Source organism: Natrinema versiforme JCM 10478, assembly GCF_000337195.1.
In the GTDB taxonomy this organism is placed as follows: Archaea; Halobacteriota; Halobacteria; order Halobacteriales; family Natrialbaceae; genus Natrinema; species Natrinema versiforme.
Window position 1 is genome coordinate 20,317 of the sequence record NZ_AOID01000012.1, and the last position, 13,857, is coordinate 34,173.

The following is a 13,857-nucleotide window of genomic DNA, read 5'->3' on the forward strand; positions in this document are numbered from 1 at the left end:
ACTGCCGAGGGATCAGGTTTCGGACTGTGACTGCGTTCGGAGCCGCGACGCTCTCCGGTCAGCACGCCATCGAACTGCCGCAAAATATCGAAACGGGTCTCGAGGAACTTCGAACGAATTCGCCGTCGATTCAGTCGCTCGTCGCGATGTCTTCGTCGTCGACGTCGACCGCGGTCGCTTCCTCTTCGGCGACTTCCTCGGGGTGGGCCTCGAGGGTGGTCTTCTGGATCTCGACGCGTCGCAGCGGGTAGATCGTCTTGGACTCGCCGTAGATCGCCGAGGAGAGACGCCCCTCGACGACGCTGTCGACGAGTTCCTCGAAGGAGTGCTCCTCGGCGGCCTCTTCGATCATCTGGACCATCTGTTCGCGGATGGCCTTCTCCTGGCTCGCGTCGGCCTTTTTCGTCGTGAAGGCGACGGGCTGGATCTGGACGCGGTAGTCGTCCGTCGTGAGGACGGTGACGTAGGCCTCGATCTTGGATGCGCCGCGTCGAACGAGCGAGCGCAGGTAGTCCCGCGTCAGCGAGTGTTCGACGAATTCGGTGTAGGCGCTGTCGCTGCCCACGTCCGTGATCTTGAAGGTGAGCTTCGTGTTGTTCTCGCTTGCGTTGTTGTTGAGTTCGCCGAGCGTCGTCTCGAGCGTTCGGCCGTAGACTTTCTCCGGTTCGTCAGCGGGGGTTTCGCCGAGTTCCTGGCGGTCGAACTGCTCGGGTGCCAGAACGGTGTACCACCGCTTTTCCTGTTTCGCACGTGAAACTGATCGTTCACTCATTGTGTTGTGTCGTGTTCTGAGTCGCTGTCGGTGTCGGACACAGGTCCCGTGTCCGTCGGTTCGTCGCGCTGTCCGGGTCGTCCCTGCTCGACGATATCGATCGCGACCTCGAGGTTGACGACGTAGTCGTCGACCGTCGCCCGGAGCCCGCTGGTCGTCTCGCGGTCGATCCGCGTGACGACCGCGGCCGCGTGGTCGTCGTCTCCCGTCGCGTCGCTCCGGTCGCGCTCGACGGTCGTCGTCATCTCGTCGGTGTTATCGGGGCTGAGCGCCCGCGCGAGTACGTCCGCGTCGTCGTGTTCCGTCCTGATCGTCGCGCGCCGGCTCATAGCAGGTCCCTCACTGCCGCGATAATCGTCGATTCGTCCACGTCGGGGTCGTATCGAAGGTAGCCGCGCCGGTGGCCGACGTCGTACTCGACGCCGGTGCCGGTCTCGGAGTTGTCGTCGGCTTCTGGGTCCGGCCCTGTTGCAGTGCCCGCGAGTTCGCGAGCGACCCCCTCGACGGTCGCGCCGAGGGAGCCGGGCTCGCGAGTCGCGATGGCGGCCTCGCCGTTTCCGACGGCGAGGACGGTCGGTTCCGGTGACCGGGCGGCCGCCGCAACCCGTGCGACCGCTTCGACGGGGCCGTCGTCGATTCCGACGACGAAGAGCCCATCGTAGCGACCGGTCGACGCCGACTCGAGGGCCGCGTGAGCGCGGCGTCCGTACTCGCGCCACGCCTCGAGTGCGGGCTCGCGAACGTCGTGGCCCAGCACGAGCGCCGTCCCCGTTCCGGGGTCGGTTCGTGCCAGCGCCTCGAGCACGTCGGCGAAGCCGCCGAGCGTCGCGAAGGGGGCCTCGGGCGTGGCGTCGGGCCGCAACGCCCGGCCGATCGTCTCCGCGGCGGCGTCGGTAGCCTCGTCGGCACCGACGACGTCGAGTGCGACGAGCGAGCCGATCGCGCGGTGATCGTCCGCGTCGAGCGCGTCGGGATCGCCGACATCGGCGTCCGAAAGCGCCTCGCGGGCCGCGTCGGGATCGCCCGACCACGGGGCGCGAAGGCGCGTCGAGTACGCGAGCCCGTCGATCGGGTCCGCGGTCGGTACCGCGACGCCCGGTCGCCGCTCGAGGAGATCGCGTTCGCGCGCGGTCTCGAGGAGCCACTCGCTCTCGCCCGCACCGGGGTCGCCACCACTGGCGACGAAGCCGGCGAGTGCGAGCACCGGGTCCGGCGTCGCACCGAGTTCGCGGACGAGGTCGACGGCGTCGAGTGCTGCGGGTCGGTCCGTCGCCTCGAGTTCGAGGACGTGCTCGCCGTCGGCGACCGCGTCGGCGGTGCCGACGACGACCGTCACGTCGCCGTCGTTGGTCGGCGCTCGAGCGCGCTCGGAGCGCTCCGCGACCGTCCGTCCGACGGTCACCTGAAACGGCGTCTCGCGCTCGGCGAGGGCGCTCGCGAGGAGGCCACTCGCTGCGAGTGCGTCGCCGTCAGCGCGGGCGACGATCCGGACGAAGCCGGCGCTCTCGAGTGCGCTCGTGGCGGACACCGGCTCGGCGGATCGACCCTCGGTGGACATCTACTTATTCGGCGTCTTCGATGAGCTCTTGGGCGAGCTCGGGCGTATACGTGAAGTCCGGCTCGAGTTCGTCGCCGCGGTAGTAGTCGGCGAGGCGTCGAACCTTCGCTTCGGTGTTCTGCAGGGCGCGCTTGTTCTGGTGGTCCTGCTGGTTCTCCTGCATGTGTTCGCGCAGGCGCACTGCTCGTTCCATCAGGCTCCAGAGGTCCTCGGGGATGTCCGCTCGCGCGTCGTTCTCCTCGAGGATCTCGGTGATCTTCTTCCCGGTCGCCAGCTTGACGTCCGGAACGGGCGTGCCGGTGACGCCCTCGTCACGCAGCTTCATCCCGATCTGACTCGGCTCATGACCCTGCTCTGCTAGTTCGACGACCCGGTCTTCGATGTCTGCTGGGTCGACGTCGCTCCACTCCGGCGGTTCGTCTGCCGACGGCTTGTCCGAACCGGACGAGCCGCGACGGCGGGTGTGCATTCGTGCCATTGTTGAGGATAGGAATCGCACTGACCGCTCGGGATGCTGTCGAAGACAACATCTGGCTCTCGCCGTGCACTTCCGCAATCCCAAGCCACCCCAAAGAGCGGATGGCGCAGTCGGATTTGCGGCCGTGCGCTTCCCACCGGTCCTTCCCTCGTCGGGGACTAAAGGGTTTCTACATCGCCGGCACCGCCGATTCTCGCTCGAGTACCGATCAGACGACACGTCCCGACGCGAGTGGGCTTCTCGGGAGAGCCGACCCGATATCCGGCTGCTTACTCTGCTGCTTAGATGACAACTTGTGGAACTGTTCTGTCCGATGAGTGATCGTGCGTTACGTTCATACCGCGGGAGTCCGAAGTTACGGTACGGAATGAGGCGCGAGCACTTCACGTTAGACGTCACCAATATCGACTGGGTCGAAACCGGCGGTGAACCCGAAAAGCCCGCGGTATCGATCGATTTCACCGGCCCGGCGACGATGCTACGCGAGCGCCTCACTGGTCCCGGCGGAGACGTTCTCGAGGCGAGCGAAACCGACGCGGCCCTCCGACTGCAAGGGCCGCTCGGGGACGATACCACGGGGGTAGTGAGCGTGACCAACCGCGTCACCGGCGAGTTCATTCTCGAACTCAACGAAGACGCCGAGGACGTCCTCCAGTTCATCCGGGCCGCGCGGGGCTACGGCGAGGACGCCGCCGACGAGGGCCGGTACGAGGTCGAACTCACGCTCGACGGCGAGCCGTTCGTCACCTACGACAAACGAACGTTTCTCGTCTACGACGACGAAGGGAGCCTGCTCCGCCAGCACAGCTTGATCCCCAGCGGCGTCGAACTGTAATCCGCGCGCCGGGGGATTTCTTACTGACCGGGATCGGACCGGCAGCTATAAGTGTTTTAGGGCCGCCTAAAGCGAACGTACACCGGCAGACGCCGGAGTTGATTCATGGCGAACGGACAGCTACTCACGACGGCGGTCGAGGACGAGCCCCGGGAATCGACGGCCGCGGAGACGGTTCTGGAACTCGACGGTGTCGCGAAACGATTCGGCAGCGAGGATGTCATCGGCGACCTCTCGCTGTCCGTTCGCGACGGGGAGATCCTGACGCTGCTCGGTCCGTCGGGCTGTGGGAAAACCACGACGCTGCGTCTGATCGCCGGCCTCGAGAGACCGAACGCCGGGACGGTCACGCTCCAAGACGAACCCGTCGCCGGCGACGGCCGCTTCGTCCCGCCGGAGGAACGCGGCGTCGGCGTCGTCTTTCAGGATTTCGCGCTGTTCCCGCATCTGACCGCCCACGAGAACGTCGCCTTCGGTCTGAAAGACTGGGACGAGGCCGAACGCGAGGAGCGCGTCGACGAACTCCTCGAACTCGTCGGGCTCGCGGACCACGGCGCGGACTATCCGGACGAACTCTCCGGCGGCCAGCAACAGCGGATCGCGCTCGCGCGGTCGCTGGCTCCCGAACCGGAGATGCTCCTGCTCGACGAACCCTTCTCGAACTTGGACGTCGACCTACGCGTCGAGATGCGCGAGGAGGTCCGCCGAATCATCAAGGAAACCGGCGTCACCGCCATCTCCGTCACGCACGATCAGGAGGAGGCGCTGTCGATCTCCGACCGGGTGGCCGTGATGAACGACGGCGACATCGAGCAGATCGACACGCCCCAGCAGGTCTTCCAGCAGCCCGAATCGCGGTTCGTCGCAGGGTTTCTCGGCCACGCCAGTTTCCTCTCGGGCGAGGTCCGCGACGATCACGTCGACACCGCGCTCGGCCACGTGCCCCGCGAGGATGTCCACGGTCTGGCCCACCAGTACGACGGCAGCGATGTCGATCTCTTGGTACGCCCGGACGACGTGACGGCCTTCCCCACCGACGAATCGGAGGCAGACGGGCGCGTCGTCTACCGGCGGTACCTCGGCCCGACAGTTCTCTACCGCGTGGAACTCGACGGCGGCGAGACCATCGCTTGCATGCACAACCACTCCGACCGCATCGACCTCGACGAGCGCGTCGGCGTCCGCGTCACCGCAGATCACGAACTGGCGTGGTTCCCCGCGGACCACCGCGAGGGCGTCGACGCGGAGACGGACGTGACCCCTGCCGGCGCTGACTAACCGTCCGGCCCCGCTGCGCTCTCGGCAGAGTCAGTATTTCCCCTTCTCTCGCTCCGCCACCGGCCCAGTCCTATCGAATCAACGTTCCGAACAGTCACGTTAATATACAGGGGCCCGCGAGCCAGCGTATGGCAGACCGGCGGCACATCGCGACGTACTGCGGGATCGCCAGCCCGATCGTCTCGCTTGGCGCGATCGTTCTCGCGACGATCGTCGCCCCGACCGAGACGTTCACGTGGCAGGGACGGGCCCTCTCGGATATGGGTCGCTACGGCGCGCCGACGTTCCCGCTGTTCAACGGTGGGCTGATCGCGGGCGGGCTGCTCGGACTCCCGTTCGGCTGGCGGCTGTGGAGCGCGAGCCGGAACACCCTCGAGCGCCTCGGCACACTGTTGCTCGCGCTCACCGTCGTCGGAATGATCGGTGTCGGCGTCTTCTTCCTCGAGCACACGGCCGTCTACCTCGAGACGAGCCTGCACGGCCTCGCGGCGCTTACAGTGTTCGGCGTGGCCCCGTTCGCGGCATGGGTCTACGGCTCCGGGGCGGCGCTTGCCGGGGACGCCCGGCTCGCGGTGGCGTCGTTCTGGCTCGGAAACGTCCATCCCGTCGCCTGGCTGGGGTGGGTGCTGTCGATCGGCGGCGTCGACACCAACATGTGGTTTGCCGTGCCCGAATTCGTCGCTGCCGTCGCTCTCGGTGGCTGGACCCTACTCCTCGCGGTCACGCTCCGCCATCGTCCCGACGGCGAACTGGCCGCACCGAACCGTTGAAAATCCCGGCCGGTTTTGCGACGCTCGGCCACACAACGCTTAAATCGAAACCACTCCTATACGGGGATATGCATAAAGACGAACTTCTCGAGCTCCACGAAGAACTCGTCGTTATCATGGAGTACTTCTCGGATCGCGAGGAGGTCGACGAAACCCTGTTCGATCACTATCGCCAACTCGATGTGGATCCCTCCCACGTCCACAAATCGAAGAGCGAACACAAACACGCCGTCTTCGTCCTCGGGAACGCGCTGGCGAGTGCCATGAGCGAAGACGAGTTCTCGAGTGCCGGTCGGATCGGCAAGCGGATGAAGGAACTTGCCGAGGACGCAGAGTCAAAAATATAGCCCGTTTCTAGGCGAAACGTATTTAGTGTGGTTCTCGCTTGTTGAACTATGGACCCGCGCACGCAAGAGCGCGTCGAGGAGTGGGACTCCCGCCAGTTCAGCGGCGGTTTCGATGGCCTCTCCGATCTCGCTGACGCTGATTTCTCCGGTGCCGTCTCGGCGGTCGGCACGTGGCTCTTTATGCTCAACGGCCGGATCATCGGCGTCGTCGACGGCGATATCGAGGACTTCGAGACCGCCTCCGGGACACGCTACGAGGCCCCCCATCCGTCGCTGCCGCTACTCTGTGCAATGGAGGAACGCGGCGGCGAGACACGGGCGAAATACTACACCAACGAGACCCCGCTTCGGGAGGTCGACAACACCCTCCAGAGCGGCTCGTTTACCGGCTATATCGAACTGAGCGAGAACGTACTCAGCGGCGACTACTACGCCGTCTACTACGGCGGCCGCCGGATGGCCGCCGCCTACATCGGTAACGCCGGGCGGTTGCTCACCGGCGACGAGGCCTTCGAGCGAGCGGCCGACGAGGTCGGCATCTACGAGGTGACCGATGTCGAAATCGAGGTCACCGACGTTCCGGGAACGGGCGATGCTGGTGTCGGTGACGACGCCACAGGCGCGGACGAAACCGCCGACGGAGCCGACTCGCGCTCGGAGCCCGTCTCTCCCGCCGATCCGGGCGCGCCCGACTCGGGCGACTCGAGTACCGAGCCGGCCGCCGAGTCGTCGAGTTCGTCGATCGAACCGATCAACGTCTCGAGTACCGACTCGAGCGGGAGCGCCGACGCGGCCGACCCCGATCCGATCGAAGACGTGACCGTCGACGATCCGTCGTCGCTGACGTCGGACATCGATCTCACGGGCGATCCGTCGGGAATCACCGCGACCGACGAGACGCCGGGAGAGTCCGACAGGGCTTCGGCCGGGATCACCGACGCGGAGCCCGACGCCGGTCCCGCGGCGTCCGAACGCGGAGACGCGGCCGGTTCGCGGACGGACGACTCTCCGGTCACCGACTCGCCGGACGGCGACTCCACCGAAACCGGTCCCGATGCCGTCCCTGCGACCGACGATGAGAGCGACGCGTCGTCCCCGACTGCCGACGCCGCCGAGGCGGTTGCGGCGGTCGACGCGGAGCCAGTCGAGGCCGATCCGGACGATGCGGTTGCCGACCCCGATACCGAGACGGCGGCCGCGAGTCCCGACCTCGCGGAGGTCGAGGCGGCGGCCGAAGAACTCGAGCGAAACGATATCTCGTGGGTCGACGAGGACGATGAAGGCGCGGCTCACGAGGGACCTGACGGCGACGACACACCGGATCTGGCGGCCGACGACGGCACCGCGACGGCAGCCGATGCGAGTCCCGAGGAGGAAGACGAGGGCGACCTCGAGGAGCAGTTCGAACGCGAGGAAGCGTGGCGCGAAACGCGGCGCATTCCCTCGATCGATCCGGACAACAGCGAGGCCGACGAATCGGCGGCCGCGAGCGCGGGCGAGCGTGGTGGGCAGGAGAGCCGATCGGCGGCTTCGCCCTCGACAGGGGCGGACGCGGGGACCGACCCCGCAACCGCCGCCTCGTCGAACGGCGTCCAGTCCGATTCGCCGACCGCAGAGTCGACGACCGCTGCCGGGCAGTCCTCCGAGACGCGCGAGCAGCGATCGCGAAGCCAGTCGCGTGGACGGGGATCACAGGAGACTGGACAGTCCCGGTCGGAACCGTCCACCTCGACGAGCGAACGGAGCCAGAACCGCGGAGCGAGCGAGGAACAGGAACGGATCGCGGCGCTCACCGAGAAACTCGAGACCCTGCAGGAACAGCGCGACGCGCTCGTAGAGAAGGCCGAGGAACTCGAGGCCGAACGCGACCGTCTGCGCTCGGAAAACGACGAACTGTCCTCGACGGTCGACCGGCTCCAGTCCCGGATCGAGGAACTCGAGACGGAACTGGAACGCGAGCGGGCGCGCACGCAGGATGCCGGGAGCGCGGCGTCCGGCGGGGCCGGTGGCGGTACCCAACTCTCGGCCCAGCAGGCGCTTTCGGGAACGAACCTCTTCGTCAGATACGCCTCGAAGAGCCAGCCGACCCTCGAGAAAGCCCACGACGGCGCTGCCGACCGCAACGACGTCGCGGCGAACCTGCAACTCGAGCACCACACGCAGTTCGACTCGGCCGACACCGTCGTCGACGGCGAACCGTTCGCCGACTTCCTCGCGTCGTCGATGGAGTACCGATTCGTCGACTGGCTCACCGAGATGCTCCTCTACGAGATCCGCGACACCGGCAACGCGGACGGACTGGGCGACCTCTACGACGCTATCCCGCGGATCGACCGGGCCGAACTCGACGCCACCATCTCGCTTGAGGATGACGATACCGAGGACGTTCCCGATCAGGTCACGTTCGATGTCGTCGCGTTCGACAAGATGGGGAATCCGTTGGTCCTGGTCACGCTCAACGACTCGCGGGAGCCGGCATCGACGGAACTACTCGAGGGTCTCGAGGAAGCCGCCTCCGCAGTGAAGGCGAATTATCCGGATCTCGCGGCGGCGATCGCCGTCACCTCGAGTTACTTCGAGCCCGGCGCGCTCGAGGTGGCCGAGCGGGCGACCAGCGGCGGCTTCCTCAGCCGCGGCTCGAAGCTCAGTTACGTCAACCTCTCGCGGAAGGAGGGGTATCACCTCTGTCTGGTCGAGTCGCGCTCCGAAGGGTTCCACATGAACGTGCCGGAACTGTAGGCCGTCGCGCTTGCGATTCTCTTCCCGTCTCTGTGTGGCGATGTGCTAACGAGACGATAGCGACTGCCGACCTGTTCGGACAGCGCACGTCGCGATCGGGATCGGGGAGCAGCGGCTCGAAGCGATCGACGAGAACAACTGCGATACGCGCGAGCGTGGCGCTAAATCGGCTGGAAAACGGTGATGAGAAGTTCGGCATGTTCGCGTCGCGCCGGCTGCCGGCCGCGGGGACGACAATCCGAACCGGGCGGAAGACTACCCTTCGATCTCTGCGACGTCTTCGATCTTCATCCCGTCGAGCTTGTCGACGATGTCGTCGATCTTGCCGTCGAGTTCGTCGACGAACTCGGCGGTGCGCTCGGTCTTGATCGCTCCCTGACTCGAGGGCTCGATCAGGTTCTCTTCCTCGAGGACCCGAAGCGAGTAGCGGACCTTGTGGTGGGGGTAACCGGTCTCGTTGGACATTTTGACGATCCCGATGGGCTCGTTCTCGATGACCATCTTCAGGACCTGGAGATGACGTTCCAGCATATCGACTTCCTTCTCAAGTCTATCTATCATGGCATTTGTTAACTTGTCTTTGGACCTTTTAAAAGTTACTCTCGGCGACTGAAATGACTACTCCCAAACCAACACTCGGTCCTGTCAGTAGTTAACGTTTCCGATCCCAGCGGTCCCGGGGGTCGGGCCTCTGGCGGGTCGTCGGCGACCCGTCGCTGTGTCCGTATCTCGGCCGTTTGCACCGCTAGTATATATACTGGTAGCTATTCCATCGCTCACTGTCCGTCCCGCGATTCGTTCGACGAATTGTGCCGAACGACATTCCCGATGACGGCCCCAACAATCGTCGCCACTGAACGTCACTGCACGCCTGATCGCCGGATGGTATTGCGATCAGTGTGTCAATCGGTTCAGTGGCGACGATAGCCGAATGCGGCGGTTCGGCCGTGCCGTCCGATCGGTCGAGCAGCGACTGCCACCCACCCGTATACCGAAATCTGTTTATCGGCCCGGCAAGAATCCGCCGCTGTTATGACCGTCACTATCGTCGGGTCGCAACTCGGCGACGAAGGCAAAGGCGGCGTCGTCGACCTCTATGGCGACGCTGCTGACGTCGTCGCCCGCTATCAGGGCGGCGACAATGCCGGCCACACCGTCGTCCACGACGGTACCAAGTACAAGCTGTCGCTCGTCCCGTCCGGAGCCGTCCGCGGCAAGGTCGGCGTCCTCGGGAACGGTTGTGTCGTCAACCCCGAGACGCTGTTCGACGAGATCGATACCCTCCGCGAACGCGGCCTCGAGCCGGACGTTCGCGTCGCCGAGCGCGCACACGTTATTCTCCCCTATCACCGCGCGCTCGACGGCATCGAGGAGGAGGAAAAGGAAGACCTCGCCGCCGGGACGACCAAACGCGGCATCGGGCCGACCTACGAGGACAAGGCCGGCCGCCGCGGCGTCCGCATCGGCGATCTGCTCGACCCCGATACGCTCCGCGAACGGCTCGAGTACGTCGTCCCACAGAAAAAGGCCCTCGCCGAGGAGGTCTTCGACAAGGAGACCGGCGAGGCGTTCGACATCGATCACCTCTACGAGACCTACCGCGAGTACGGCGAGCGCCTCGCCGAGGAAGACATGACCGTCGACTGCGGGACCTTCCTGCAGGACCGGATCGACGCCGGCGAGAACGTCATGCTCGAGGGCGCACAGGGCACCTCGCTCGACATCGATCACGGTGTCTACCCCTACGTCACCTCCTCGAACCCGACCGCCGGCGGCGCGACCGTCGGCACCGGCCTCGGCCCGACCGTTATCGGCGACGGCGAGGTCATCGGCATCGTCAAGGCCTACCTCTCTCGGGTTGGAACCGGCCCGCTGCCGACCGAACTCGGCGGTGTCGAGGACCAGACGCCCGATTACGATGCGGACGAGGGCGCGAACGCGGACGAGGAGGAACTCGCGACCTACATCCGCGACGAGGGCGGGGAGTACGGCACCGTTACCGGTCGGCCGCGGCGGGTCGGCTGGCTCGACATGCCCATGCTGCGCCACGCGGCCCGCGCGAACGGCTTTACCGGACTCGCAGTCAACCACATCGATGTGCTGTCCGGCCTCGATACGGTCAAAGTCGGGCACAGCTACGAGTTCGACGGCGAGGAGACCTTCACGATGCCCCCGACGACCGAGCAGTGGGGCCGCTGTGAGGCCACGTTCAAATCGTTCGACGGCTGGCCCGCAGTCGACTGGGCCGCGGTCGCCGAGGACGGCTACGAGGCCATCCCCGAGAACGCGCGGACCTATCTCGAGTATATCAGTGACGAACTCGACGCCCCCATCTACGCCGTCGGCGTCGGCCCCGGTCGCGAGGAGACCGTCGTCGTTGAGAACCCCTACGAGTAACCCGCGAGGGGGCCGTCCGTCTCGCTCGCGGCGTTCCCGAAACCTTTTGCTTCAGGCGGCAAGCCTACGTAGTATGAAGGAGTCGTTGCTGGACATTCTCTGCTGCCCGCTCGACAAACACGACCTGGAACTCGCAGACGCCGAGTACGACGGCGAGGAAGTCGTCGGCGGCGACCTCGTCTGTACCGAGTGTGGCGAGGCCTACCCGATCGAAGACGGGATCCCGAACCTCCTGCCGCCGGACATGCGCGAGGAGACGCCGGCCTGACTCCGCGACTATGTCCGGGACCGAGGTCACCGTCCACGTCAATCGCGGGGCCGCCGACGAACTCGAGGCGGAAAGCGACGCGCTCGAAACCAGCGAGTCGTTTACACTCCTGTTACAGGGTCACGAGACGCCCGCGCACGTTCACTGTCGGCTCGGCGGTGACCTCGAACGGATCGCAGCGCTCGGCGAAGCGAACTACTACGTCGAACCGGACGGCGTCACCGCCGTCCCGGTCACCGTCACCGCCGACGCGCTTGATCGACCCGTCGATGGCCACCTCGAGGTGTTGACCGGCTACGGGTCCGAATCGCTCTCGGTCGCCGTCACCGTCACCCCCGGCCCGCCGGACGTCGACATCGACGAATCGCTCGCCGAACCCGCCCGCTCGGAGCCCGAACCGACGGCGCTCGAGCGGACTATCGGACAGTTCACCGGCGCGAGCGGGCTCGAGCCGGCGACGCTCGTCGTCCTCGCGCTCGGACTGGTCGCGGTCGGGGTCGCGGCGCTGACAGCGGCGACGATCGGCAGTCCGGTCGCTACGGCCGGGACTGGCGTCGTCGTCATCGGCGTTCTCGTGGCGCTGTTTCTGCTGGTTCAGTAGCGGAGCACACGGGTCGCGTGGCTCACGCGACATCGACGATCGTTCGGTAGCGCCACCCGTCGTACCGGCTCGGCGTTTCGAACGACGTTTCGTGGTCGACCTGCGGGTCGTGCCCGACGTGGCGGGCGATCAGCTGGATCACCATTCGGAACGCCATCGTGATCCCTTCGCGACCGGGCAGCGAGTCCCAGTTGACGTTCGCTTCGCTGTACGTTCCCGTTCGGGCCGCTTCGTCGACGATATCCGCCTGGCTGGCGGCCAGTCCCGACGTATCGAAATCGAGCTGCTGCCCTTCCGGCTCGTCGGCTGCATCCGAGAACGTCAGCGTATAGGTGTAGCCGGTTTCCTCGTCGCCGAGGCTCGAGCAGCCGGCGATCGCCGGTAGCGTCGGTGTCACTGCTGCAGTCACGAGGAAGTCGCGACGGTACACGACCGGAGTGTGCGACCGCCGGGATACCAAGATTGTGGCCGTCGACAGTCGGCTGGAGTGTGCCAAAAGCAGGGTCGGCCGGCGTCAGTCGTCGACCTGCGTCGCCTCGAGTGCTCCCTCTTCGTCGAATCGCTTGGCTCGGAGGTATCGCGCCCGGTAGCGGTTCGCGCCGTCGTAGACGTCGGCCTCGCGGATTTCGTCGGTGCGGCCCTCCGCGACGGCGTCGATCAACTCCGTGAGCTGGTTGAGTTCGCTGGTCGTCAACTCGAGTTCGTAGGTGTGTTCGGTCTCGGACTCGAGGGTCGTCCACTTGCGGGCCGCGGCGACGACGAGCGAGCAGGGCTCGCGACAGGGGAAGGGACCGTCGCCGCCGTCGGCGTCGAGGTCGTCGCCCTCGTCGTACTGCCACTCCCGTCGGCGGAGACACTGGGAGTCGACACAGCAGGCCTCGGCCATCCACTCGACGGCCTCGCGCGGGAGTTCGTCGATCACGTCGTAGATCCCCGTCTGTCGCTCGGCGGTCTCGAGCCAGTGATCGACATCGAGGTTGCCGCGCAGTTCGCGGTGCCAGTTGGCGACCGTCGCGGGGTAGAAGAACTCGACCGTCTCGACGAGGTCCGCGCCCGAGAGGCCGGTAAAAGCCCAGCCGCCGGGCAGCGTCGGCGCGGTCTTCAGCGGCCGGTAGCGACCGTCCTCGTCGTAGGTCGCGAGTTCCCGCGCCTCTCGCGGGTCGTCGTAGACCTCGAGGTCCGCGATGTCGCTGTCGGCGTCGTCGACGTGCCACAGGTCGTAGACGCGCTCGCCGTCGGGGTCGTCGACATCGACGAACCGGGTCGTGATCGATAGCTGGCCCCACTCGCGGTCGATGCCGTCACGGAGCGCGCGGTAGCGTTCGGGGACTGCGAGCGGCTCGGGGGCGTCCTCGCTCCACGGCCCGGTCGTCGCGTCGGCGTCCGCGGCGTCGGCCAGCGGCGCTCGCTCGCACCACCGGAGGAACGCGCGGCGGGCGGTTCCCTCGCCGCCGACCGTCTCCTGCCAGTAGCGCCAGTTCGTGACGTACTCCTCGATCGATTCGAGCGCGCGCCGGCAGTCGGCCTCGTCGAGGCCCGTCCACTCGTTCGCCGGCGTCTCGAGGGTGTACTCGCCATCCGCTTCCGTAACGTGCAGGCCGTCGAACGCGACGCCAGCGGACGCGCGTTCGAGCAGCGTCTCGAGGGCGGCCGTCGGTTCCGTCATCAGTCACCCGCGCCCGCTCCCGCGTTCGGTTCGGGACCGGAATCGGCCCCGCTCTCCCCGACCGACGCGGCGAGTTCGCGGATCGCCTCGCGGGCGTCGCCGATGTCGGCCCCGGCGTCGGCCGCCCGCTCGAGGACGACGTCGGCCA

Annotated in this window: 15 protein-coding genes and 1 pseudogene; 8 read left to right on the forward strand and 8 right to left on the reverse strand. The window is 66.5% G+C overall.

Annotated elements, in window-relative coordinates:
- Positions 1–130: 130 nt before the first annotated feature.
- The 4 genes from C489_RS03095 to C489_RS03110 are packed head-to-tail and all read right to left on the reverse strand — an operon-like array spanning position 131 to position 2,808.
- Positions 131–772, reverse strand: coding sequence for a 30S ribosomal protein S3ae (locus C489_RS03095; protein WP_006429677.1), 642 nt, complete (start codon positions 770–772; stop codon positions 131–133).
- Entirely contained in the window at positions 769–1,101 is a 333-nt protein-coding gene (locus tag C489_RS03100) for a KEOPS complex subunit Pcc1 (RefSeq protein WP_006429678.1), read from the reverse strand. The genes C489_RS03095 and C489_RS03100 overlap by 4 nt, the downstream gene beginning before the upstream one ends.
- Positions 1,098–2,330, reverse strand: coding sequence for a hypothetical protein (locus tag C489_RS03105; protein WP_006429679.1), 1,233 nt, complete (start codon positions 2,328–2,330; stop codon positions 1,098–1,100). Before C489_RS03105 ends, C489_RS03100 begins: the two co-directional genes overlap by 4 nt.
- A gap of 4 nt (positions 2,331–2,334) precedes the next feature.
- The gene (locus C489_RS03110) at positions 2,335–2,808 is read right to left on the reverse strand and encodes a 30S ribosomal protein S15 (protein ID WP_006429680.1); all 474 of its coding nucleotides are present in this window, start codon (positions 2,806–2,808) and stop codon (positions 2,335–2,337) included.
- 367 nt (positions 2,809–3,175) lie between these two features.
- On the opposite strand from C489_RS03110, the gene C489_RS03115 reads away from it, so the two are divergent.
- The 5 genes from C489_RS03115 to C489_RS03135 all read left to right on the forward strand — a co-directional run bounded on the left by C489_RS03115 (position 3,176) and on the right by C489_RS03135 (position 8,777).
- Positions 3,176–3,643: a DUF5793 family protein gene (locus C489_RS03115; protein ID WP_006429681.1), complete on the forward strand. Its 468-nt coding sequence runs from the start codon at positions 3,176–3,178 to the stop codon at positions 3,641–3,643.
- A gap of 105 nt (positions 3,644–3,748) precedes the next feature.
- On the forward strand, positions 3,749–4,921 hold the full coding sequence (locus tag C489_RS03120; RefSeq protein ID WP_006429682.1) for an ABC transporter ATP-binding protein: 1,173 nt from the start codon (positions 3,749–3,751) through the stop codon (positions 4,919–4,921).
- Between the two features lie 128 nt (positions 4,922–5,049).
- Positions 5,050–5,691 carry a DUF998 domain-containing protein gene (locus C489_RS03125; protein WP_006429683.1) on the forward strand — a complete coding sequence of 214 codons (642 nt, stop codon included), beginning with the start codon at positions 5,050–5,052 and terminating at the stop codon, positions 5,689–5,691.
- Between the two features lie 68 nt (positions 5,692–5,759).
- Positions 5,760–6,038: a UPF0058 family protein gene (locus tag C489_RS03130; RefSeq protein WP_006429684.1), complete on the forward strand. Its 279-nt coding sequence runs from the start codon at positions 5,760–5,762 to the stop codon at positions 6,036–6,038.
- Between the two features lie 48 nt (positions 6,039–6,086).
- A complete protein-coding gene (locus tag C489_RS03135) occupies positions 6,087–8,777 on the forward strand; it encodes a DUF7527 domain-containing protein (protein WP_006429685.1) in 2,691 nt (896 codons plus the stop codon).
- Between the two features lie 255 nt (positions 8,778–9,032).
- Here the strand turns inward: C489_RS03135 and C489_RS03140 are convergent, their stop codons facing one another.
- A complete protein-coding gene (locus C489_RS03140) occupies positions 9,033–9,338 on the reverse strand; it encodes a hypothetical protein (protein WP_006429686.1) in 306 nt (101 codons plus the stop codon).
- 471 nt (positions 9,339–9,809) lie between these two features.
- On the opposite strand from C489_RS03140, the gene C489_RS03145 reads away from it, so the two are divergent.
- From C489_RS03145 to C489_RS03155, 3 genes are all read left to right on the forward strand, one after another.
- Positions 9,810–11,174 carry an adenylosuccinate synthase gene (locus tag C489_RS03145; protein ID WP_006429687.1) on the forward strand — a complete coding sequence of 455 codons (1,365 nt, stop codon included), beginning with the start codon at positions 9,810–9,812 and terminating at the stop codon, positions 11,172–11,174.
- Positions 11,175–11,247: 73 nt separating this feature from the next.
- On the forward strand, positions 11,248–11,442 hold the full coding sequence (locus C489_RS03150) for a methytransferase partner Trm112 (RefSeq protein WP_006429688.1): 195 nt from the start codon (positions 11,248–11,250) through the stop codon (positions 11,440–11,442).
- Between the two features lie 10 nt (positions 11,443–11,452).
- Positions 11,453–12,043: a DUF7524 family protein gene (locus tag C489_RS03155; RefSeq protein ID WP_006429689.1), complete on the forward strand. Its 591-nt coding sequence runs from the start codon at positions 11,453–11,455 to the stop codon at positions 12,041–12,043.
- 22 nt (positions 12,044–12,065) lie between these two features.
- Here C489_RS03155 and C489_RS03160 read toward each other — a convergent pair whose 3' ends face one another.
- The 3 genes and pseudogenes from C489_RS03160 to C489_RS23200 form a co-directional block, all read right to left on the reverse strand.
- Positions 12,066–12,473, reverse strand: a complete 408-nt coding sequence (locus tag C489_RS03160) for a hypothetical protein (protein WP_006429690.1) — start codon at positions 12,471–12,473, stop codon at positions 12,066–12,068.
- An 84-nt stretch (positions 12,474–12,557) separates the two neighbouring features.
- Positions 12,558–13,709 carry a DR2241 family protein gene (locus C489_RS03165; protein WP_006429691.1) on the reverse strand — a complete coding sequence of 384 codons (1,152 nt, stop codon included), beginning with the start codon at positions 13,707–13,709 and terminating at the stop codon, positions 12,558–12,560.
- Positions 13,709–13,857: pseudogene (locus C489_RS23200) on the reverse strand (CbiX/SirB N-terminal domain-containing protein); the annotation flags it as partial. The gene C489_RS03165 and the pseudogene C489_RS23200, both read right to left, overlap by 1 nt.

What these genes read in the sequence shown, in the direction of transcription:
- C489_RS03145 (WP_006429687.1), top strand. Translation starts at nt 9,810, where the DNA reads ATGACCGTCACTATCGTCGGGTCGCAACTCGGCGACGAAGGCAAAGGC.
- C489_RS03130 (WP_006429684.1), top strand. Translation starts at nt 5,760, where the DNA reads ATGCATAAAGACGAACTTCTCGAGCTCCACGAAGAACTCGTCGTTATC.
- C489_RS03135 (WP_006429685.1), top strand. Translation starts at nt 6,087, where the DNA reads ATGGACCCGCGCACGCAAGAGCGCGTCGAGGAGTGGGACTCCCGCCAG.
- C489_RS03120 (WP_006429682.1), top strand. Translation starts at nt 3,749, where the DNA reads ATGGCGAACGGACAGCTACTCACGACGGCGGTCGAGGACGAGCCCCGG.
- C489_RS03105 (WP_006429679.1), bottom strand. Translation starts at nt 2,330, where the DNA reads ATGTCCACCGAGGGTCGATCCGCCGAGCCGGTGTCCGCCACGAGCGCA.
- C489_RS03100 (WP_006429678.1), bottom strand. Translation starts at nt 1,101, where the DNA reads ATGAGCCGGCGCGCGACGATCAGGACGGAACACGACGACGCGGACGTA.
- C489_RS03125 (WP_006429683.1), top strand. Translation starts at nt 5,050, where the DNA reads ATGGCAGACCGGCGGCACATCGCGACGTACTGCGGGATCGCCAGCCCG.
- C489_RS03150 (WP_006429688.1), top strand. Translation starts at nt 11,248, where the DNA reads ATGAAGGAGTCGTTGCTGGACATTCTCTGCTGCCCGCTCGACAAACAC.
- C489_RS03110 (WP_006429680.1), bottom strand. Translation starts at nt 2,808, where the DNA reads ATGGCACGAATGCACACCCGCCGTCGCGGCTCGTCCGGTTCGGACAAG.
- C489_RS03095 (WP_006429677.1), bottom strand. Translation starts at nt 772, where the DNA reads ATGAGTGAACGATCAGTTTCACGTGCGAAACAGGAAAAGCGGTGGTAC.
- C489_RS03115 (WP_006429681.1), top strand. Translation starts at nt 3,176, where the DNA reads ATGAGGCGCGAGCACTTCACGTTAGACGTCACCAATATCGACTGGGTC.
- C489_RS03155 (WP_006429689.1), top strand. Translation starts at nt 11,453, where the DNA reads ATGTCCGGGACCGAGGTCACCGTCCACGTCAATCGCGGGGCCGCCGAC.
- C489_RS03140 (WP_006429686.1), bottom strand. Translation starts at nt 9,338, where the DNA reads ATGATAGATAGACTTGAGAAGGAAGTCGATATGCTGGAACGTCATCTC.
- C489_RS03165 (WP_006429691.1), bottom strand. Translation starts at nt 13,709, where the DNA reads ATGACGGAACCGACGGCCGCCCTCGAGACGCTGCTCGAACGCGCGTCC.